The sequence below is a fragment of the Microbispora sp. ATCC PTA-5024 genome (assembly GCF_000511135.2).
GTDB classification, from domain to species: Bacteria; Actinomycetota; Actinomycetes; order Streptosporangiales; family Streptosporangiaceae; genus Microbispora; species Microbispora corallina.
Genome location: NZ_KI866525.1, coordinates 57,993 through 76,853 on the forward strand (window position 1 = coordinate 57,993; position 18,861 = coordinate 76,853).

23 protein-coding genes are annotated in these 18,861 nt (G+C 71.5%); 16 read left to right on the forward strand and 7 right to left on the reverse strand.

All coding sequences use genetic code 11. The features are described 5' to 3' along the window. Positions 1–89: 89 nt before the first annotated feature. The gene (locus tag MPTA5024_RS26305) at positions 90–686 is read right to left on the reverse strand and encodes a TetR/AcrR family transcriptional regulator (protein ID WP_036329630.1); all 597 of its coding nucleotides are present in this window, start codon (positions 684–686) and stop codon (positions 90–92) included. A gap of 77 nt (positions 687–763) precedes the next feature. Here MPTA5024_RS26305 and MPTA5024_RS26310 point away from each other — a divergent pair, with 77 nt between their 5' ends. From MPTA5024_RS26310 to MPTA5024_RS26320, 3 genes are all read left to right on the forward strand, one after another. After that, the gene (locus MPTA5024_RS26310) at positions 764–1,609 is read left to right on the forward strand and encodes an alpha/beta hydrolase family protein (protein ID WP_036329632.1); all 846 of its coding nucleotides are present in this window, start codon (positions 764–766) and stop codon (positions 1,607–1,609) included. Between the two features lie 72 nt (positions 1,610–1,681). After that, complete coding sequence (locus tag MPTA5024_RS26315) at positions 1,682–2,080, forward strand: YbfB/YjiJ family MFS transporter (protein WP_036329633.1); 399 nt, start codon at positions 1,682–1,684, stop codon at positions 2,078–2,080. A 76-nt stretch (positions 2,081–2,156) separates the two neighbouring features. Next, a complete protein-coding gene (locus MPTA5024_RS26320; RefSeq protein WP_157099738.1) occupies positions 2,157–2,564 on the forward strand; it encodes an SRPBCC family protein in 408 nt (135 codons plus the stop codon). A 45-nt stretch (positions 2,565–2,609) separates the two neighbouring features. Here the strand turns inward: MPTA5024_RS26320 and MPTA5024_RS26325 are convergent, their stop codons facing one another. The 6 genes from MPTA5024_RS26325 to MPTA5024_RS26345 all read right to left on the reverse strand — a co-directional run bounded on the left by MPTA5024_RS26325 (position 2,610) and on the right by MPTA5024_RS26345 (position 7,633). Then, positions 2,610–3,695, reverse strand: coding sequence for a hypothetical protein (locus MPTA5024_RS26325; protein ID WP_036329635.1), 1,086 nt, complete (start codon positions 3,693–3,695; stop codon positions 2,610–2,612). A 305-nt stretch (positions 3,696–4,000) separates the two neighbouring features. Further along, the gene (locus MPTA5024_RS26330; RefSeq protein WP_036329638.1) at positions 4,001–4,630 is read right to left on the reverse strand and encodes a TetR/AcrR family transcriptional regulator; all 630 of its coding nucleotides are present in this window, start codon (positions 4,628–4,630) and stop codon (positions 4,001–4,003) included. 149 nt (positions 4,631–4,779) lie between these two features. After that, positions 4,780–5,697, reverse strand: coding sequence for an NADP-dependent oxidoreductase (locus MPTA5024_RS26335; protein WP_036329640.1), 918 nt, complete (start codon positions 5,695–5,697; stop codon positions 4,780–4,782). Beyond that, a complete protein-coding gene (locus MPTA5024_RS44700) occupies positions 5,597–5,806 on the reverse strand; it encodes a hypothetical protein (protein WP_198167403.1) in 210 nt (69 codons plus the stop codon). Before MPTA5024_RS44700 ends, MPTA5024_RS26335 begins: the two co-directional genes overlap by 101 nt. Next, complete coding sequence (locus MPTA5024_RS44705) at positions 5,715–6,248, reverse strand: sigma factor (RefSeq protein ID WP_442922093.1); 534 nt, start codon at positions 6,246–6,248, stop codon at positions 5,715–5,717. The genes MPTA5024_RS44700 and MPTA5024_RS44705 overlap by 92 nt, the downstream gene beginning before the upstream one ends. Before the next feature lie 80 nt (positions 6,249–6,328). Next, positions 6,329–7,633 carry a sensor histidine kinase gene (locus MPTA5024_RS26345; RefSeq protein WP_051458700.1) on the reverse strand — a complete coding sequence of 435 codons (1,305 nt, stop codon included), beginning with the start codon at positions 7,631–7,633 and terminating at the stop codon, positions 6,329–6,331. A 166-nt stretch (positions 7,634–7,799) separates the two neighbouring features. Here MPTA5024_RS26345 and MPTA5024_RS42620 point away from each other — a divergent pair, with 166 nt between their 5' ends. From MPTA5024_RS42620 to MPTA5024_RS42625, 13 genes are all read left to right on the forward strand, one after another. Continuing rightward, positions 7,800–7,985 carry a hypothetical protein gene (locus MPTA5024_RS42620; protein ID WP_036329644.1) on the forward strand — a complete coding sequence of 62 codons (186 nt, stop codon included), beginning with the start codon at positions 7,800–7,802 and terminating at the stop codon, positions 7,983–7,985. Then, positions 7,982–8,956 (forward strand): sensor histidine kinase, encoded by a 975-nt coding sequence (locus MPTA5024_RS26350; protein ID WP_198167405.1) that lies wholly within the window; start codon positions 7,982–7,984, stop codon positions 8,954–8,956. The genes MPTA5024_RS42620 and MPTA5024_RS26350 overlap by 4 nt, the downstream gene beginning before the upstream one ends. 188 nt (positions 8,957–9,144) lie before the next feature. Then, positions 9,145–10,218 (forward strand): 4Fe-4S dicluster domain-containing protein, encoded by a 1,074-nt coding sequence (locus tag MPTA5024_RS26355; RefSeq protein ID WP_036329646.1) that lies wholly within the window; start codon positions 9,145–9,147, stop codon positions 10,216–10,218. Next, positions 10,215–11,138 carry an FAD/NAD(P)-binding protein gene (locus MPTA5024_RS26360; RefSeq protein ID WP_232326651.1) on the forward strand — a complete coding sequence of 308 codons (924 nt, stop codon included), beginning with the start codon at positions 10,215–10,217 and terminating at the stop codon, positions 11,136–11,138. Before MPTA5024_RS26355 ends, MPTA5024_RS26360 begins: the two co-directional genes overlap by 4 nt. After that, positions 11,138–11,998, forward strand: coding sequence for an oxidoreductase (locus MPTA5024_RS26365; RefSeq protein WP_232326652.1), 861 nt, complete (start codon positions 11,138–11,140; stop codon positions 11,996–11,998). Before MPTA5024_RS26360 ends, MPTA5024_RS26365 begins: the two co-directional genes overlap by 1 nt. Beyond that, positions 11,995–13,284, forward strand: a complete 1,290-nt coding sequence (locus MPTA5024_RS26370; RefSeq protein ID WP_036329648.1) for a Ni/Fe hydrogenase subunit alpha — start codon at positions 11,995–11,997, stop codon at positions 13,282–13,284. Before MPTA5024_RS26365 ends, MPTA5024_RS26370 begins: the two co-directional genes overlap by 4 nt. A 22-nt stretch (positions 13,285–13,306) precedes the next feature. Next, positions 13,307–13,747: a hydrogenase maturation protease gene (locus MPTA5024_RS26375; protein WP_036329650.1), complete on the forward strand. Its 441-nt coding sequence runs from the start codon at positions 13,307–13,309 to the stop codon at positions 13,745–13,747. 50 nt (positions 13,748–13,797) lie between these two features. Continuing rightward, positions 13,798–14,652, forward strand: a complete 855-nt coding sequence (locus MPTA5024_RS26380; RefSeq protein ID WP_036329652.1) for a universal stress protein — start codon at positions 13,798–13,800, stop codon at positions 14,650–14,652. A 73-nt stretch (positions 14,653–14,725) separates the two neighbouring features. Continuing rightward, complete coding sequence (locus MPTA5024_RS26385) at positions 14,726–15,325, forward strand: CBS domain-containing protein (RefSeq protein ID WP_036330742.1); 600 nt, start codon at positions 14,726–14,728, stop codon at positions 15,323–15,325. Positions 15,326–15,537: 212 nt separating this feature from the next. Further along, complete coding sequence (locus MPTA5024_RS26390; RefSeq protein ID WP_036329654.1) at positions 15,538–16,425, forward strand: universal stress protein; 888 nt, start codon at positions 15,538–15,540, stop codon at positions 16,423–16,425. A 155-nt stretch (positions 16,426–16,580) separates the two neighbouring features. Further along, positions 16,581–17,606 (forward strand): pyruvate dehydrogenase (acetyl-transferring) E1 component subunit alpha, encoded by a 1,026-nt coding sequence (gene pdhA, locus MPTA5024_RS26395; RefSeq protein ID WP_198167406.1) that lies wholly within the window; start codon positions 16,581–16,583, stop codon positions 17,604–17,606. 37 nt (positions 17,607–17,643) lie between these two features. Continuing rightward, the gene (locus MPTA5024_RS26400; protein ID WP_051458705.1) at positions 17,644–18,621 is read left to right on the forward strand and encodes an alpha-ketoacid dehydrogenase subunit beta; all 978 of its coding nucleotides are present in this window, start codon (positions 17,644–17,646) and stop codon (positions 18,619–18,621) included. Continuing rightward, positions 18,618–18,861 (forward strand): biotin/lipoyl-containing protein (locus MPTA5024_RS42625; RefSeq protein WP_036329656.1); only part of this gene is annotated, 244 nt, incomplete at its 3' end. The genes MPTA5024_RS26400 and MPTA5024_RS42625, both read left to right, overlap by 4 nt.

The following is an 18,861-nucleotide window of genomic DNA, read 5'->3' on the forward strand; positions in this document are numbered from 1 at the left end:
GATCTTCTTGTCCCCCGCACCTCCATCCTGATGCTTCAAACAACACGAAGGTCAAACGCTCCGAGATGGCGTGTGAGCGCGCACCCGCCTCAGGAGGCGGGCCTCTTGACCGCGCCGTCCAGGAGGGCGAGGGCCGCCTCGCGGGCGTCGGCGGCGGCGCCGGGGCCTTCGAGGTGGTCGGCGACCACGGTCGCGCCTTCCAGAAGCAGGAGGAGCCGCCGTCCCAGGGCGGCGGGATCCGCGGCTCCGGCCCTGGTGGCTATCGAGGTGAGAAGGTCCAGGTAGCGGCCGAGATGGCGGGCCGCGATGGTGCCGGCCGGAGCGGTGTGGTGCTGGGTGGCGGCGTTGACGATCGCGCAACCGCGGAAGCCGGGTTCGTCGAACCAGCGGCCGAGGGCGTCGAAGACCGCGGCGAGTTGGGCCGCCGGGTCGTCGCCGGCGTCCGCGGCCGCTCGGGCGAGCCAGTTCGTGGCGCGGTCGCTGCGGGCTTCCAGGACGCAGCGGACGAGTTCGTCCTTCGACCCGAAGTGGCGGTAGAGCGTCTCCTTGGAAACGCCCGCGGTGGCGCACAATTCCGCGATGCCCACGCCGTCGAGCCCGCGCGCGTACAGGACGCCTTCGGCGGTGCGAAGGATCGCCGCCCGGGTGCGGTCAGGATCCAGGCTGCTGCCTTTGGGTACCGGCACGCATAGATGGTACCAGTCGGTTCGATGTGCTGCTAACCTCCTGATCGAACCAGTCGGTTCCATCTTGAGGAGTATCCGTGCCCGACCCGCTCGTCACCGATCCCGTCCATCCGCAGGGACCCGCCGCGCGCACCGTGCCCGTGACCTTTCAGAGCGCGGGTGCGACGCTGCTGGGCGTCCTGCACCTGCCGCCGGGCCCCGGCCCGCACCCGGTCGTGGTCCTGCTGCACGGCTTTCCCGGAAACGAGCGGAACTTCGACCTCGCGCAGGCGCTCCGCCGAGCGGGCTACGCGTCGCTGGTGTTCCACTACCGCGGCTCCTGGGGGATGGACGGCTCCTGGTCGTGGGCGCACGTGCTGGAGGACTCCGCTCGCGTGGTCGCCCGCCTGCGCGAGTCCGGCATCGCGACCGCCCACGACCTCGACCCCGGCCGGCTCGCCGTCATCGGCCACAGCGCGGGCGGCTTCGCCGCGCTGATGACCGCGGCCGCCGATCCCGGCGTGGCCGCGGTCGGTTCGGTGGCCGGGTTCGACTTCGGGACCGCCGCCGCCGCCTGCCAGAGCGACCCGGCCGTGCGAGCCGCCTACCTCGAAGACTGGGCGGGCGAACTGCTCCCCCTGCGCGGCACCGACGCGCAGGCGCTGGTCACGGAGATGGAGACGGCGGGAGACGCGTGGAGCCTTGCCCACCTCGCGCCGCGGCTGGCCACCCGCCCCGTGCTGCTCATCGGCACCGACCGCGACCCCGTCACCCCCGCAGGCGTCCACCACGCGCCACTGGTGGACGCCTACCTCGCCCACCCCGTTCCGGGCCTCGAGCACCACGTCTTCCGCACCGACCACGCCCTGTCCGATCATCGCGTCGCCCTCGCCCGTACGGTGATCGCCTTCCTCGACCGCCACCTGAAAAACACCACGCGGTGAGCTTGATCCCCACCCCTGCCGAGACCACGGGGTCTCTCCTCCGGCAGGCACCCGCCCGTCGCTGGCGGCGCCATGGCCGCACCACGCCTGTGGAACCCCCTCATCGGCGCGTGGCCGCCGGCCCGCGTCCTCACCGTCCTGCTGGCCATCCTCGGCGGCGCGAGCGCCCTCGCCCTCGTCAGTTCGTCATACGCCGTCCTCGCCGTATCGGTCCTGGCCTACGGCGGCACCTTCATGATGGTTCCGGCCGCCGTCACCGCGGCCATCCGCGGCGCCACCCGCCCCGAGGACTGGGCACCCACCCTCTCCGCTTTCACCACGGTCTTCGCCGCAGGCCAAGCCGTCGGCCCATGGGCGGCCGGGGCCATCGCCGACCACACCTCGGCCGGCGCCACGCTCGTCTGGACCGCCGCGCTGTGCGCCTCAGCCGCAGTCGTCGCGGCGACCGGGCGGCCGAAGCCCCCGCGATAGGAGCCGGTTCGGGCGCCGCTTCACGAGAGTGCCCCTGCGTGGCGGCGGAACGGCCGGGACCGGCATCATGGCGGGCATGGTTTCGGAATCCAGGCACGTCAGCGAGCGGATCGACCGCAACGCGGCCGACGTCTACCGGTACGCTTCGGGCCCGGGAAACCTCCCGGAGTGGGCTCCCGGGCTGGGCAGTTCCGTGGAGAACGTCGACGGACGGTGGTTCGTGGACACCCCGTCGGGCCGGGTCGGCCTGGCCTTCGTGGAGCGCAACGAGTACGGCGTCCTCGACCACGACGTCACCCTGCCCTCGGGTGAGGTGATCTACAACCCGATGCGGGTCATCCCCGATGGCGACGCCTGCGAAGTGGTGTTCACCCTGCGCCGCCTCCCGGACATGAGCGACGAGGACTTCTTCCGCGACGCGGGACTCGTGCAGGCCGACCTCACCCGGTTGAAGCACATACTCGAAGCCACGGGCCAGGTGTAGCGACCCCCTGAGCGTGGTCGCACGCCGGGCGGGACCGGGCCGGGGTCAGCGGACGAACGACACCGCGATGCCGAGTCCGTCGACCAGTCCGGTGCCGGCGTCGGTGAAGGTACGCCGTGGCGGCGTGTTGCCGTCGGCCAGCCGGTCGAAGGCCAGGATGCTGCCGGGGCTGCTGAACGCGGCCGCCTTGGTGAGCACGAAGATGGTGCCGTCGACCTGGCTGCCGGCGATGCCGGTGACCACCTTCCCGGCCAGGCCGGTCGCCGAGCCGGAGATCACGCGCACCGGGGCGGCGTCCCCGCTCGCGGTGCCGGCGTACACGTTGATGTGGGTCTGCTGGCCCTGGCTGACGGCGACGTAGAGCCGGCCGGTGAAGGCGGAGTAGGCGACCGCGAGCTGGTCGCAGGTGCTGGAGCAGCTGCCCAGCCCGGTGTGCGGCCCGGCGATGACCCGTACGGGTGTGGCGCCGCCGGACGGGCCGCCGTTGAAGAACTCCACCGCGTTGCCGGTCGAGCGCGCCACCGCGGCGATCACATGTCCGGACGTGTCCGTGGTCAGGACGCTCGGCCACGGATGGAACCCCGACTCGTCAAGCGGGATCTGGCGTACCGCGGGAACCGTGTAGAGGTTCGCGGCCGTGCCCCTCGCACCCGGTGCGGCCACGGAGATCGCCGCCTCGGCCTGACCGGTCGCCACGTACGCGTACCCCGCGGTGTCCACCGCCACCGCCCGGGAGTCCGGCCCGGCGACGCGGAACATCCGGCCCGGCGTCGTGGCGCCCGGTGGGTAGACGAAGGTGGTCGCATCCGACAGGAAGCTCTGTGCGTAGGCGTTCCCGCTTATGTCGAAGGCGATCCCCCACGGCCCCCAGTAGGTGTTCGGGTCGCCGGGGTCGGCCAGTCGCCGCGCCGGCGACACGGCACCCGTGCTCCCGGTCGGATAGGCGGTCACCGGACCGTGGGCGTTCGCCACGTAGACCAGTTCCGGACCGCCGGTGGGGTACGGCGTCGGACTGGCGGTGGGGGACGGCGTCGGGCCGGCGAAAAGCCCGGTCGCGGCCCCGGCCGTGGGGAGGCCGCCCGGCCACCCCGTACCCGCTACGCACGCGAGCGCGGCCAGGACACCGGCCACACCCAACCTCCTCGACACAGCACGCCGCATGCGCACAACGTCCCATCGGCCCGAACACAGGGCAACGGCGCGAGTTGTGAGGGACGCCCCCAGCCGTTCGCCGGTCCCCCACGTTCCGTAATCGGCTGCGGTAGCGGGCTGATCACCCCGCCTCGGCCTCGCTCGCCTTCGGCTCGCGGCAGATGAATCGTTCATCCTCGGCGGGCTTCGGGGGCCCTGCCATGAGAGATCCACGATCCCATTCCGGCGGGTCCTCCTCTGCATTGCTCGCGTTGGCTGCGTGTCACAACAGCTCGTGATCGTTTCTAGCGGTCCTCCCCCGCGTGAGCCTTGACCCAGCCCAGCGCCATGTCGAGGGCGAGCACGAAGGGCTGTTCGTCCTGCATCGTCTCGGCGAGCAGATATCCGCCCTGCAGCGCCGCGACCACCTCGAGGGCGAGGTCCTCCGTCACGGCCCCGGAGCGCAGTTCACCGCTCTCCTGCAGGCGGACGAAGGCGCTCGCCACATCGCCCGTCCACGTGCCGAAGGCGCCCGACAGCGTACGGCGAGCGGAATCGGAGCGGCCGGCGAGCTCGGTGGCCGGTGAGCCGACCGGACATCGGTAGCCGGCCATGCCCAGGTTCGCGACCAGCGCGTCACGCCACTTCTCGAGCTCCCGCATCGAGCGCACCTGCTCAAGCAGTTGCTTCTGAGCGGAGAGCACGCGGTTCGCCTGAACCGCGATCACTTCGGCGACCAGCGCCTCCTTATCGGGAAAGTAGTGATACGGCTGCGACTTGCTGACGTCGCAGGTGTCCACCACCTGATCGAGAGTCGTCGCCGCGACCCCTTGCCGGTGCATCAGGTCCGCGGTGGTCGCGACGATGCGGTCACGAGTGGCCGCCCCGCGCGCGGTGTGTCGCGAAGGATCTCTTCCCGACCCTTGACCAGGCATGACGCCAAAGCTGTACCTGCGGTCACATGAACCGAATCAGCCCACCGCATGGGTTCGTCAGCCGTCATCGCCCGTGGATTGCCGTGGCCTGTGCCTCGCCCGCCCCTCCCGTCGCCGGCTGTCGTGGGCGGGGCCCCTCACCCGAGTCCTCAGGGACGTACGCGGATGATCGTCTTCCCGCTGATCCGCTCGGTCGGATTCAAGGCGGCGACGGCGTCGTCGAGGGGGGCGACGGCGCCGATGTTCGTCCGCAGCCGTCCGTCACGCACCCGCCGGACGATCTCACCCAGTTGGGCCCGATCGGCCTCGACGACGAAGTCGACCGCCCGGCCGTCCGCAGGCCGCGCCTCGGGCGGCCCGACGACGGACACCAGCGTTCCTCCGGCCCGAACCAGACCCGCGGACCGCCTCTGGACGTCGCCGCCGATGACGTCGAAGACCAGATCGACTCCGCCGACGTCTTCCAGCGCCTCGTTGTCGAGGTCGACGAACTCCTGCGCGCCGAAGTCGAGCGCCTTCTGCCGGTCGGCGGCGCGTCCGGTGCCGATGACGTACGCACCGAACTCACGCGCGAGTTGCGTCACCATCGACCCGACCGCGCCGGCCGCGCCGTGAGCGAGCACGCTCTGCCCCGCCTGGAGGCGGCCGTGGTCGAACAGTCCCTGCCACGCGGTCAGGCCCGAGATCGGCAGGCTCGCGCCCACCGTGAAGTCGACGTCGCCCGGGAGCGGCGCGAGGTTGCGTGCCTCGACGGCCACATACTCCGCCAGGGTGCCGTCGCGGTGCCAGTCCGTGAGGCCGAACACCCGTTGCCCCACCGACAGCCCCGTCGTGCCATAGCCGAGCGCGGCGACCAGTCCGGCCAGCTCGTGCCCAGGAATCGACGGTGTCCGGTCACGGTCGCGGCGGTCGGTCCAGGTCGAGGGCCACTCCATCTCCGTCGGGACGAATCCCGACGCGTGAACCTCAACGACGACGTCGTTGATCGCTGCCGGCGGCTCGGGCCGCTCCGCCGGCGTCATCCCGGCCGTTCCCGCAGCCTGGTCCGTCACCACGATCGCTTTCATGGGAATCATCTCCTCGATCAGTTGTCTCTTCGATGGGCGCGGAGACGTCCAGCACTTCGGCGATCCCGACGAACTCGAGACCGAAGACATCGTGCAGGACGAAGGCCACCCGCTCCAGCGGGCTCAACTCCTCCATGATCAGGAGCATCGCCGAGCCGACGGGCTCGTCGACGAGGACCGGCTCGGATGCGTCCGGCCCCGTCAGCAGGGGTTCCGGCAGCCACGGCCCTACATACGTCTCCCGGCGTCTCCCGGCGGAAACGGGCGCTCTTGAGAATGTCGTACGACCGCCGTGCGGCCACCGTCACCAGCCAGGACCGCAGATCATCGATGTCCCGCAGGTCTGTTCCGGCCGCCCGCAGCCACACGTCCTGAGCCACGCCCTCGGCATCGGCCACACTGCCCAGCAGCCGGTGGGCCACGCCGAAGACCGCGGGCCGGTGCCTTTCCCATTCGGCTCCGAGCGTGTCCTCGTACTCAGGCCGTCCGGGCGCGTTCTCCCTGCTCATACAGGTCCCGGCCTCCCCAGCTTGCGGATCCGGCGCAGTCATCCGTGCACGCCGCAGGGGAAGCCGCACCTGCGGCCGCGGGCGGTGGTCATGGGTGTTCTCCCTCCGGCGGTGCCGGTCCCTCACCGGCCCTTCACCCACGCCTCGAACGGGTTTGTTCCAAGGTTCTTCCGGCAGCGCTTCCAGGGGAGCACCGCGCCCGGCTGCGGGAGACTCCGCTCGCCGAACGCGTTCCGGTCGAGGAGTGGCACCCGGAGGACGAACCGCGCTCCGCGGGGGGAGTCCTCGATCCGCAGCGTTCCCCGGTGGGCGCGGGCGATGTCGCGGGAGATCGCCAGCCCCAGTCCGGTGCCGCCGGCGTCCCGGCGCCGTCCCTCGTCCAGGCGGGTGAACCGCTCGAAGACCCGCTCACGGTCGGCGGGGGCGATGCCTTCGCCGTCGTCGGTCACCACGAGGACCGCCTGACCGTCGGCGGATCCGACGCAGACCGTGACGCCGGTGGCCGCGTGGCGCCGCGCGTTGTTCAGCAGGTTGCCCACCAGCCGGATCAGCTGGATCCGCGAGCCGTGCACCCACACGTCCCCGGCCGTGTCGAGCGCCATCGGCGTACCGCCGGAGTGAGCGTCCACCTCTTCGGTGACCAGCGCCGCGAGGTCGACGGGCTCGTACGGCGCCGGTTGACCGCCACGCAGCCCGGCCATCGTCAGCAGGTCCTGCACGATCGCCTCGAGCCGTCCGGTGGCCGACAGCGCCCGCCGAATGGTGTCCCGGGGGTCGACGTGTTCCGGGTGGAGCAGGGCTTCCTCCAGTTGCACCTTCAGGCCGGCGATCGGTGTCCTGAGTTCGTGGGAGGTGACGGAGGCGAGCCGGTACTGCTGCTCCGCCGGGCCGAGCGCCCGGCCGATGATCCACCACATCAGGCGGCCGCCCAGCAGGACCGTGAGGAGTGCGGGCCCCGCGATGAGGTATTCGAGCCGGTGCGTCGCCAGAAAGGGCGGCTCGACCGTTCCGGCGTAGACGACCGGGGAGTCGGGGGCCGGCGACACCCGGTTGGCCATGAGCAGGACGCACCGCTCGCCCCGGCCGCACTCCACGCGTCGCTGGAGCCGGTTGTCCGCTGAGGGCCGGAACGTGCTCAGCGGCGGCCGCCCCGTCGCGCCCGGGCTGGCATCCACGACACTGCCCCGCGCGTCCACCAACTGGACCAGGTCGACAGCGCCGGAGACGGAGACCGGACGCGGCAGCGCGCCGCCGCGCACCTGCGCGCTCCACTGGGCGGCGACCTGCTCGGAGTCGAAGAACACCTGGTCCTCGAACCTGTATCGGATCGCCACGTCAAGGCTCACCCCACCGAGGACCGTGAGCAGGGCCAACACCATCGTCGCCGCTGTCGCGTAGTAGATCTGCATCGAGTGCAGAGACGGCATCGGACTCACCATTCTCCTGCCGCACCCGGTGGGACCACCACCGAGGGCAAGTGGACGATTTAGTCCACTTTGGGGTAAATATCCGATTATGTCAAAACAGGTGACGGGTAGGGGGCGAAGTCACGCGGGTTGAAGAGTCTTGACAACTCCGACATAGTATCACAAGATGGACGAAATCGTCCAATCCTCCGCCGGGATCACCCGGCGGCTGCCCGGCGCGGTCGCGACCACGCCCGCATGGGGGGAGGCCGACACCACGCCGGGCGACACCGCGCTCGACGACCCGCACCCGCGGGCCGCGAACTCGACTCGCCGACAGTACGACCGGGGGTGGGCAGGAGCGCGGTCATGACAGTGACCTTTTGTGGCGGCACAGGGCGCGTACGGGCACTCGCCGGCCGCCTGCGCAGGATCCGCGCCGGCCGGGTCGCCGACGCCCTCCTGATCCTGGTCCTGCCGGCCGTGAATGGACTGCGAATGTCAGACAGGTCGCTGCGAGCGGTGGCGTCCATCCGCCTCGAACTGGACGCGATCAACCTCGGGGACGCGAGAACCGGGGTCGTCGAGACAGGCGGGGGCGGGGAGGTCGCCCGGCTCGCCCGGGCCGTCAACAGGACGCTGGAACGGCTGCGCGAGGCCGACGACCGCGCCGAACGCGCCCGGCAACGGCAGCGGCAGTTCGCCTCGGACGCCTCGCACGAGCTGTGCACCCCCATCGCCGCACTGCGCACGCGGTTGGAGGAGGCGCAGCTGCATCCGGACGAGACCGATCTGGACGACCTCCTCGGCCACACGTTGCGTGACCTCGACCGGGTGCAGGGCATCGTCACCGACCTGCTCCTCCTGACCCGCCTGGGGACCGCCCCCCGGATAGCGGAGCGGGTGAACCTCACGGCGCTGGTCCGGTCCGAGGCCGCCCGGCAGGTGGACGGGCACGACCTCTGTCTCCGGATCGAACCCGGGGTGACCGTCGAGGGTGATCCCGAGCAGATCATCCGCATGCTCGGCAATCTGCTCGACAACGCCCGGCGGCACGCCGTACGCACGATACGGATCCGCCTGCGTCGCGCGGAGGACGGCGCCGAGTTGACGGTCGCCGACGACGGAGAGGGGGTTCCCCCGGCCGACCGCGAGCGGATCTTTCAGCACTTCGCACGGTTGGACGCCGCCCGCAGCCGCGACCGGGGAGGCGCCGGCCTCGGCCTGGCCGTCGCCCGCGGCATCGCCTCGGCGCATCAGGGCACCCTCCATGTCGAGGAGTCCGTATACGGCGGAGCGTGCTTCGTCCTGCGGATGCCGCTGTCTCCGGGCCACCGCGCCTGAATCACGTTGCGGATGGGTGGGCGAGGCCCCGGCCCGCGACGATCGCCGGCAGGTCCTCCCCCACCCCCGGTGAGGCCGGCATCACGGGCGAAGTCCAACGTGGCGGACGGACCAGTCGGCGCGGTTGTGACACCCGACGGCGTACCGTGAAGGAGAGCGGGGTGCTCATAGGGCGAAGGGGGCCGCCCATGGAAGCCGTCGTCATCCGATCGCTGGAACCACTGATCGCCGAACTGCGGGCACGGGGGTTCGCCGTCATGGCGCCGAAGGCCCGCGACGGCGTCGTCCGCATGGATGAGATCTCCTCCGAGGCCGAACTGCCGAAGGGCAAGGGGGACGAGCAGGCGCCGGGCCGTTACCGGCTGAACGACCGGGGCGATGACATGCTGTTCGACTTCGCCGCGAGCCCCGACTCCGCGAAGCGCTTCACCCAGCCGCCCCGCCGGACCCTGTTCCGGATGCGGGGCGAGACGGTCGAGGAACCCGAGCCGGACGCGCCGCGAATCGCTCTGCTGGGCATCCGGGCCTGCGACCTGGCCGCCCTGGCCGTCCAGGACCGGGTGTTCCTCGGCGGCAGGCATCCCGATCCCGACTACCGCAGGCGGCGTGAGGCGTTGTTCCTCGTCGCGGTCAACTGCGCCGTGCCCGGCGGCACGTGCTTCTGCGTCTCGATGGGCACCGGCCCGAGGGCCACCACCGGGTTCGACCTGGCGCTGACCGAGCTGTCCGGCCCGCATCGGTTCCTGGCGGAGGCGGGCAGCGACAGGGGCGCCGAGATCCTGGCGGGGCTCCCCCGCGATCACGCGGACTCCGGGGACGTCGCGGCGGCGGAGGACGTCTCCCGGACGGCCGCCGAGCACATGGGCCGACGCGTCGAGACCGAGGGGATCAAGCAGCGGGTGGCGGACGCCCACGGCTCGCCCCGCTGGCAGCAGGTCGCCTCGCGCTGCCTCACCTGCGCCAACTGCACCATGGTGTGCCCCACCTGCTTCTGCACCACCGTCGAGGACTCCACCGACCTCACCGAGGGTGTGGCCGAGCGGACCGAGCGATGGGACTCCTGCTTCACGCTCGGGTTCTCGGAGCTGGGCGGCGCACCGGTCCGCGGATCGGGGGCGGCGCGCTACCGCCAGTGGCTCACGCACAAGTTCTCCACCTGGTACGACCAGTTCGGCACGTCGGGCTGCGTCGGCTGCGGCCGCTGCATCACCTGGTGCCCTGTGGGGATCGACGTGACCGAGGAGCTGGCGAACCTGCCATGACAGCCGACCCGCGCCCGATGATCGTCGCACGGGAGACGGCCCTGGAAGCGGCGCTGGAGGCGGCCCTGGAAGCGCTGCCATCCGGCCCCGCGGCCTCCCCCCTGGTGCGCCCGATGACGCCTGCGCCGTATCGGATACGGTGGCGGCGGCCTGACCGCACCGACACGGTGACCGTGGCGCTGGAGCCGGTGCGCGGAACCTGCCCGGCATTCCGTCCTGGGCAGTTCACCATGCTGTACGCCCCGGGCGTCGGCGAGGTCCCGATGTCCGTCAGCGGGCGGGCGCGGGCCGGCGGCTACGTGCACACGATCCGCGCGGTGGGTGCGGTCACCGACGCCCTGTGCGGCAAACGGCCCGGGGAGGTCGTCGGCGTGCGGGGGCCGTACGGCACGTGCTGGGACGTACCGGCCGCGGCGGGGATGGACGTGGTCGTCGCGGCGGGCGGGCTCGGTCTGGCGCCGCTGCGGCCCCTCGTGCGTGAGCTGCTCACTCGCCGTTCCCGTTACCGCCGTATCAGCGTGATCGCCGGCACGCGCACGCCCGCCACCCTGCTCTACGCCCGCGAGCTGGCCCGCTGGCGCGACCGCGGGGTCGACGTCCAGGTGATCGTGGATCATCCCGATCAGGAGTGGAAGGGACCGGTGGGGCTCGTCACCAAGCTCCTCGACCGCGTCGTCTTCGAACCGAGACACACCTTCGCCTTCGTGTGCGGTCCCGAGGCGATGATGCGGGCCACGGCCGACGAGCTGGTGCGGCGGGGCGTGCCGCCCGTGCGGGTGGAGCTGTCGCTGGAGCGCAACATGAAGTGCGGTCTCGGCTGGTGCGGTCACTGCCAGCTCGGCCCCCTGTTCGTCTGCCTCGACGGGCCGGTGGTCGGCTACGAGCGTGCCGCCGGCCTGCTGGCCGTGAGGGAGCTGTGATGAGCACGGCGAACGAGGCGGTTCCGCGCCTGGCGGTGTGGAAGTTCGCCTCGTGCGACGGCTGCCAGCTCACCTTCCTCGACTGCGAGGACGAGCTGCTGTCGGTCGCCGCGAACATCGAGATCGTCTACTTCCTGGAGGCGTCCAGCGCCGCCGGGCCCGGGCCGTACGACCTGTCGCTGGTGGAGGGGTCGATCACCACGCCGGACGACCTGGAGCGGATCCGGCACGTACGGCGGGTGTCGCGGCATCTGGTCACCATCGGGGCCTGCGCGACGGCCGGCGGGATCCAGGCGCTGCGCGACTTCGCCGACGTGCGGGAGTTCGCCTCGGTGGTGTACGCCCGGCCCGAGTACATCGCCACCCTGGACCGGTCGACCCCGATCTCGGCCCACGTGCCGGTGGACTTCGAGCTGCGCGGCTGCCCGATCGACCGGCGCCAACTGCTGGAGGTCATCTCGGCCTTCCTCGCCGGGCGGCGCCCGGTCGTGCCGCCGCACAGCGTGTGCGTGGAGTGCAAGGCCCGCGGCAACCCCTGCGTGATGGTCGCCCACGGCACCCCCTGCCTCGGACCGGTCACCCAGGCGGGCTGCGGGGCGCTGTGCCCGGCCTTCAACCGGGGCTGCTACGGCTGCTTCGGCCCGATGGAGAGCCCGAACGTCCAGGCGCTGAACCGGCAGCTCAGGGAGCTCGGCATGAGCACCCCCGAGCTGGTGCGGGTCTACCGGACCTTCAACGCCACCGAGGAGCCGTTCCGGCAGGCCGCCGAGCACGCCGAGCAGCCCCGGAGCCGTACGGGCGGATGCGCGGGCTGCGCTTCCAGAGATCATGGGCGGGATCACGGGGAGGGCCGTCGGTGACGCACAAGACGATCACGGTCGGCGGCCTGTCCCGGGTCGAGGGCGAGGGGGCGCTGTTCGTCCGCGCCCGCGACGGCCGCATCGTGGACCTTCGGCTGCGGATCTACGAGCCGCCGCGGTTCTTCGAGGCCCTGCTGCGCGGCCGCTCGTACACCGAGCCCCCCGACATCACGGCCCGCATCTGCGGCATCTGCCCCGTCGCCTACCAGATGAGCGCCTGCCAGGCCGTCGAGGCCGCGTGCGGCGCCGAGGTGCCGGGCCCGCTGCGCGACCTGCGACTGCTGCTGTACTACGGGGAGTGGATCGAGTCGCACACGCTGCACGTCTACCTGCTGCACGCGCCCGACTTCCTGGGCTACGACAGCGGCATCGCGATGGCGGCCGACCACCGGGACCTGATCGAGAAGGGACTGGCGCTGAAGAAGGCCGGCAACGAGCTCGTGGCGGCCATCGGCGGCAGGCCGATCCACCCCGTCAACGTCAAGGTCGGCGGCTTCTACCGGGTCCCGTCGAAAAGGGAGCTCGCCCCGGCGGCCGAGCGGCTGCGCCGCGCCCGCGAGGTCGCTCTCGCGACCGTCTCGTGGGTCGCGGGCTTCGACTTCCCCGACGTCGAGCACGACTACCGCTTCCTCGCCCTGCGGCATCCCGGCGAGTACGCCATCCTGTCCGGGGAGGTGATCACAAGCGACGGTGGCGCGTTCGGCGTACGGCAGTGGCCCGAGCACGTGACCGAGGAACAGGTGCCGCATTCGACGGCGTTGCACGCCCGGCTGGACGGGGCCGCCGGCTACCTCGTCGGACCGATGGCCCGCTACAGCCTCAACTCAGCCCAGCTCTCGCCGCTCGCGCGCGAGGCGGCCGCGGCGGCGGGACTCGGCCCCACCTGCCGCAACCCCTTCCGCAGCATCATCGTGCGGGCCGTGGAGATCGTGCACGCCTGCGACGAGGCGCTGCGGATCATGGAGCAACTGGCCGAGCCCGAGGCGCCGTCCGTTCCGGTCGAGCCGAGGGCCGCCACCGGCCACGGCGCGTCCGAGGCGCCGCGTGGCACGCTCTACCACCGGTACCGCCTCGCGGACGACGGCCTGATCGCCGAGGCCGACATCGTGCCGCCGACCTCGCAGAACCAGGCCCGGATCGAGGCAGACCTGCGCCGGCTCATCGAACCCCGCCTCGGCCTGCCGCAGCAGGAGCTGGCCGCGCTGTGCGAGCGGGCGATCCGCAACCACGATCCCTGCATCTCCTGCTCCGCGCACTTCCTCGACCTCCATGTCGACTCCCGCTGAAACGCCGGCTCCCGCCGCAACGGTGGTGATCGGCCTCGGCGCCGACGGCCGGGGCGACGACGCGGCCGGCCTCGAGGTCGTCCGGCGGCTGCGCGGGTCCCTCCCGCGCTCCGTCGCCGTCGTGGAGAGCGCCGCGGACCCCGCGCAGATCGTCGAGGCCTGGACCGGAGCCCGTCTGGCCGTCGTGGTGGACGCCGTCTCCTCAGGGGCGGCGCCGGGCACCGTCCACCGGGACCCCGGCGTGCCGGGCGGAGCGTCCTGGCGCGGCAGCTCCCACTCCTTCGGCCTTGCCGACGCCGTCGCCCTCGGCCGCGCGCTCGGCCGGATGCCGGCGCGCCTGCTCGTCATCGGAATCGAGGGGGGTGACTTCGCGATCGGCGCCCCGATCACCCCGCCGGTGATGTCGGCCATCGCCGCCCTCGCACAGGAGTTGACGCTGGAATTCCGGCAAACATGCAGGTGACGGCACACCCAGAAAGTCGGGAGCGTGGAGCTGCCGGAAAGGGAGGAGCCGTGATCGTCGCCGGAGTCGACGGCTCGCGAGCCGGCTTCGAAGCCGCCGCGTGGGCCGCCCGCGAGGCCGCCATGCGCCATGTGCCGTTGCGCGTGGTGCATGTCCTACCGGCCTGGGTCTGTGAGGTGAGCGAGGGCGACCGGCTCGGCGGCGTGGCCGCTTGGATGCGCGTCAACGCCTCGACCGTGCTCGCCGAGGCGCTGGCGTGGGCGACGCCGGAGGCCCTGGACGTGCCCGTGGACTCCGCGCTCCTGCCGGGGGACCCCCGGCAGGCGCTGATCGAGGCGGCCGGGGACGCGGACCTGCTGGTCCTGGGCAACCACGGGCTCGGCGGCTTCCGCGGCCTGCTGCTCGGGTCCGTCGCGTACGGAACGGTCGCGCACGCCACGGGCGACGTCGTCGTGGTGCGGGAGACACCCCGGTCTCCGTACGGATCGGTGGTGGCCGGCGTCGACGGCTCACCTCTGGGACGCAGGGTGGTCGAGTTCGCCATGGCGGAGGCCGCACTCCATGGGGCGCCTTTGCGTGCCGTGCACGCCTGGAGCCCGTCGCAGGCGGGCAGCGTCCTCACCCCCGGTCCCGGCGAGCTCGGCGAGGAGCAGAGTGAGGCGCGCCTGCTGGGGGAGGCGCTCGCCGGACTGCGGGAACGGTACCCGGATGTGAGGGTGATCGACGAAGTGGTCCGCGCCCACCCGGTGGAGGCGCTGCGAGCGGCCTCGGACGGCGCGGAGCTGCTCGTCGTCGGCTCCCACGGAGGCGGTCGGTTCTCCGGGCTCATCCTCGGCTCGGTCAGCCAGGCGATGCTCTACCACGCGACGTGCCCCCTGGCCGTGGTCAAGCTGAGGGGGCCCTGACGACCTGGGCGCCGTACGGGGGCGCCTACGGAGAACTCCCGGGAATGGGCCGGCTGGACAGAAGGTGATCGCGATGCTCGTCGGAGAAGTGATGACGGCGCCCGTGTTGACCGTCCCCCTGACCTCGACGGTCAGGCAGGCCATCAGGCTGCTTTACGATCAGGACATCACGGCCGCGCCGGTGGTCGACGAGGCGGGCCGCATGGTCGGCATCGTCAGCGAGATGGACCTGCTGCGCGGCGAGTTCGAAGCCGGCCCGCGGGCCTGCCTGCGGCCCGCGGCCCTGCCGGACTCGCCGTCGGCAGTAGGGGTCGAAGAGGTCATGTCGCCGAACGTCCGGACGGTGCAGGAGAACGCCGACATCCTGGATGTCGTCGATCTGATGATCACATTGGGGATGAAGAGCATCCCCGTCGTACGGGACGACACCCTGGTGGGCATCGTCAGCAGGCATGACCTCATGGGGGTGGTGGCCCACGGCGACGGGAGAATCCGCGACGACGTGCTCACGGCGCTCGCGGAGCTCACGGGCGGGACGGCGGCCTGGCGGGTGACCGTACACGACGGAGTCGTCGAACTGCAGGGCGGCCACATGGACGACACGACGGCACGGATCGCCGACGTCATCGCCCGATCGGTGCCCGGCGTGTCACGAGTGAGCCATCGTCCCTGATGCGGGTGGTCATGTGCGGGGTCTGAACCTCCGCCGCAGATCGACGGGCGCTCCGGGCGCGTAGGACGTGAAATCCTCCTATCGCCTCAGGAAAGAAGGCCTCTCGTCTCTGGAGCCGCTCCCCCGCCACGGAGATCGTGGGGGTATGCCCGTTGGGCGAGCATCGACCTCCCTGCCTTCTGGAGTCGCGACTCGGCCCTGAGGAGGCGGCGATGAGCGATCAGGACCAGACGCGTTCCGTCCTTGTCGGATATGACGGATCACCGGCGAGCGAGGAGGCGCTGTACTGGGCCGTGGAGGAAGCCCGGCTCCGAGACGCCTCCCTCACCGTCTGCCACGCCTGGCACTGGCCCTACCCGTTCCGGCCCCCTGAAGAGAAGACGCTCGAAGTCCTGCGATGCCTCGGCGCGATCGTGGCCGACGAAGGCGTGCGCAAAGCGCAGTCTCGGGCGGAGGGTTTGGACGTGCGCTGGCATCTGAAGCGGGGAAGGCCCCCCGCCGTACTGCTGGAGGCGTCCCTCGACGCCGACCTGATCGTGCTCGGCGCGCGGGGGCAGTGCGAGTTCGACGATGTCACGGTGGGGAGCACGACGGCACACGTGTCGGCCCGCGCCAGGCGACCCGTCGTCGTGGTGAGGCCGGGCCTGCCGCCCGCGCCTCCACACGGTGCGCGGATCGTGGTCGGCGTGGACGGCTCAGCGGCGAGCGAGGCCGCGCTCGGGTTCGCCGTACAGGAAGCCGAGCTGCGCGACGGATGGGTGGAGGCCGTATGCGGCTGGTGGGACCCCAGCACGCTGCCGGGGCCGGACCGGGCTCCCTTCATCGAGCCCGAGGCGCTGCGACACGAGGCGATCGCGCGATTCGAACGGACCGTGGCACCGTGGAGGGCCGAGCGTCCTCAGGTTTCGATCGAGACGAAGTTCGTCGTCGAGCCCCCGCGCCGTGGCGTGATCGAGGCCGCCAAAGGCGCCACCCTTCTCGTGGTCGGCAACCGGGGCATCGGCTCCACTCCCGTGACCCTCCTCGGGCCCGTGACCCAGGCCGCGTTGCACGAGGCGCCCTGCCCCGTTGGTGTGGTGCCCGCGAAGGAGGCCGGGTGACGCCCGATCCGGCCGATGACGACGGCCGCCCGCTGAGCCCGCCGTGCGCGTGCACACGTGAGTCCCAGCTACCTGCAGAAACGGAACCTTCGTCTCTTTCAACCCGTCGGACGGGGTATCGAATGGGGAGACGAGCCGCACGCGAGGGCAGACCCATGGCAGGAAAGAAGAGCGCGCGGACCGAGTCGCGCCGGGAGTTGCTGCACCAGATGCTGCGCATCCGGCGGTTCGAGGAGCGCTGCGTCGAACTGTACAGCGGTGAGAAGATCCGCGGATTCATGCACCTCTACATCGGCGAGGAGGCGGTGGCCGTCGGCGTCTGCCATGCGCTGGCCGCGGACGACGTGGTCGTCTCCACCTACCGGGAACACGGGCACGCTCTCATCCGCGGCGTGCCGGCCACCACGATCATGGCGGAGATGTACGGCAAAGCCACCGGATCCAGCCGGGGGCGCGGCGGTTCCATGCACATCTTCGACGCCGCCCACCGCTTCTACGGCGGCAACGCCATCGTCGGCGGAGGGCTTCCCCTGGCGGTCGGGCTCGCCCTCGCCGACAGGCTGCGGGGCCGCAGGCGGGTGACCGTGTGCTTCTTCGGCGACGGCGCGGTGGCCGAGGGGGAGTTCCACGAATGCCTGAATCTCGCCGCGCTCTGGCGGCTGCCGGTGCTGTTCGCCTGCGAGAACAACCTGTACGCGATGGGCACCGCACTGGCGAAGTCACACGCCCAGACCGACCTGGCCCTCCGCGCGGCCGCCTACGGCGTCGCCGCGTGGCCGGTGGACGGGATGAACGTCCTGGAGGTCACCGACGCGGCGACCCGGGCGGCCGAGGCGATCCGCGCCGGAGCCGGGCCGCACTTCGTGGAGTTGCGCACCTACCGCTTCCGCGCCCACTCGATGTACGACCCGGACCGTTACCGGAGCAAGGCGGAGATCGAGGAGTGGAAGAAGCGCGACCCCATCGACGCCCTCGTCGCGGTGATGAAGGAGGACCGCGAGATCACAGACGGCGATCTCACCGTGCTGGAGAAGGAGATCGCGGCGGAGATCGAGCAGGCCGTCGACTTCGCCGAACAGTCGCCCCTTGAGCCCGTGGCGGACCTCACGCGTTTCGTCTACAGCGAGAGGCCCGCGGCGAGCGGCGGGGCGAACGCGGCATCGTCGGAGGCGGCGTCGTGAGCGGCGGGGCGAACGTGGGAGCGTCGGAGGCGGCGTCGTGAGCGGCGGCCCGATCACCTATCGCGAAGCCGTGCGGGAGGCGATCCGCGAGGCGCTGCGCCGCGACGACCGCGTGTTCCTGATGGGCGAGGACGTCGGCGCGTACGGAGGCTGCTTCGCCGTGAGCCTGGGCCTGCTGGAGGAGTTCGGCCCCGAGCGCGTCCGCGACACCCCGCTGTCGGAGGCGGCCTTCGTCGGCGCCGGGATCGGCGCGGCCCTGGGCGGGATGCGGCCCATCGTCGAGATCATGACGGTCAACTTCAGCCTTCTGGCCCTCGACCAGATTCTCAACAACGCCGCGACGCTTCTGCACATGTCGGGAGGACAGTTCCATGTCCCGCTGGTGATCCGGATGACCACCGGAGCGGGCCGCCAGCTCGCCGCGCAGCATTCGCACAGCCTCGAAGGCTGGTACGCCCACATTCCGGGCCTGCGAATCCTCGCGCCCGCGACGATCGAGGACGCCCGCGGCATGCTGTGGCCGGCTCTGGAGGACCCCGACCCCGTCCTGATCTTCGAGCACGGTTCGCTGTACGGCATGTCGGGTGAGCCGCGCCCCGGCCCGGTGGACATCACCTCCGCCGTGCTCCGGCGTTCCGGCACGGACGTCACGCTGATCACCTATGGCGGTACGACCGGCAAGACGCTGGCGGCGGCCGACGTGCTCTCCACCGAAGGCATCGAGGCGGACGTGATCGACCTGCGCGTCCTGCGTCCGCTGGACGACGAAACGATCATGGAATCGATCGGCAGGACGCACCGGGCCGTCATCGTGGACGAGGGCTGGCGGTCGGGCAGTCTGTCGGCGGAGATCGGCACCCGCATCGTGGAGCAGGCGTTCTACGAGCTCGACGCCCCGGTCCAGCGGGTGTGCACGGTGGAGGTCCCCATCCCGTACGCCCGTCATCTGGAGGAGGCCGCCCTCCCCCAGGTGCCGTCGATCGCCGGGGCGGCACGAGAGGCGGTCGCCTCATGACCGGGCACGCCGAGTTCCTGATGCCCTCGCTCGGCGCCGACATGGAGTCGGGCACCGTCGCCGAATGGCTGGTCAAGCCCGGGGACCAGATCCGCAGAGGTGACGTCATCGCGGTCATCGACACCGACAAGGCCATGATCGAGGTCGAGTCGTTCCACACGGGAACAGTCGAAGATCTGCTGGTCGGGACCGGCCGGCGGGTGCCCGTCGGCACGGCTCTCGCCGTCATCGCCGGGCCCG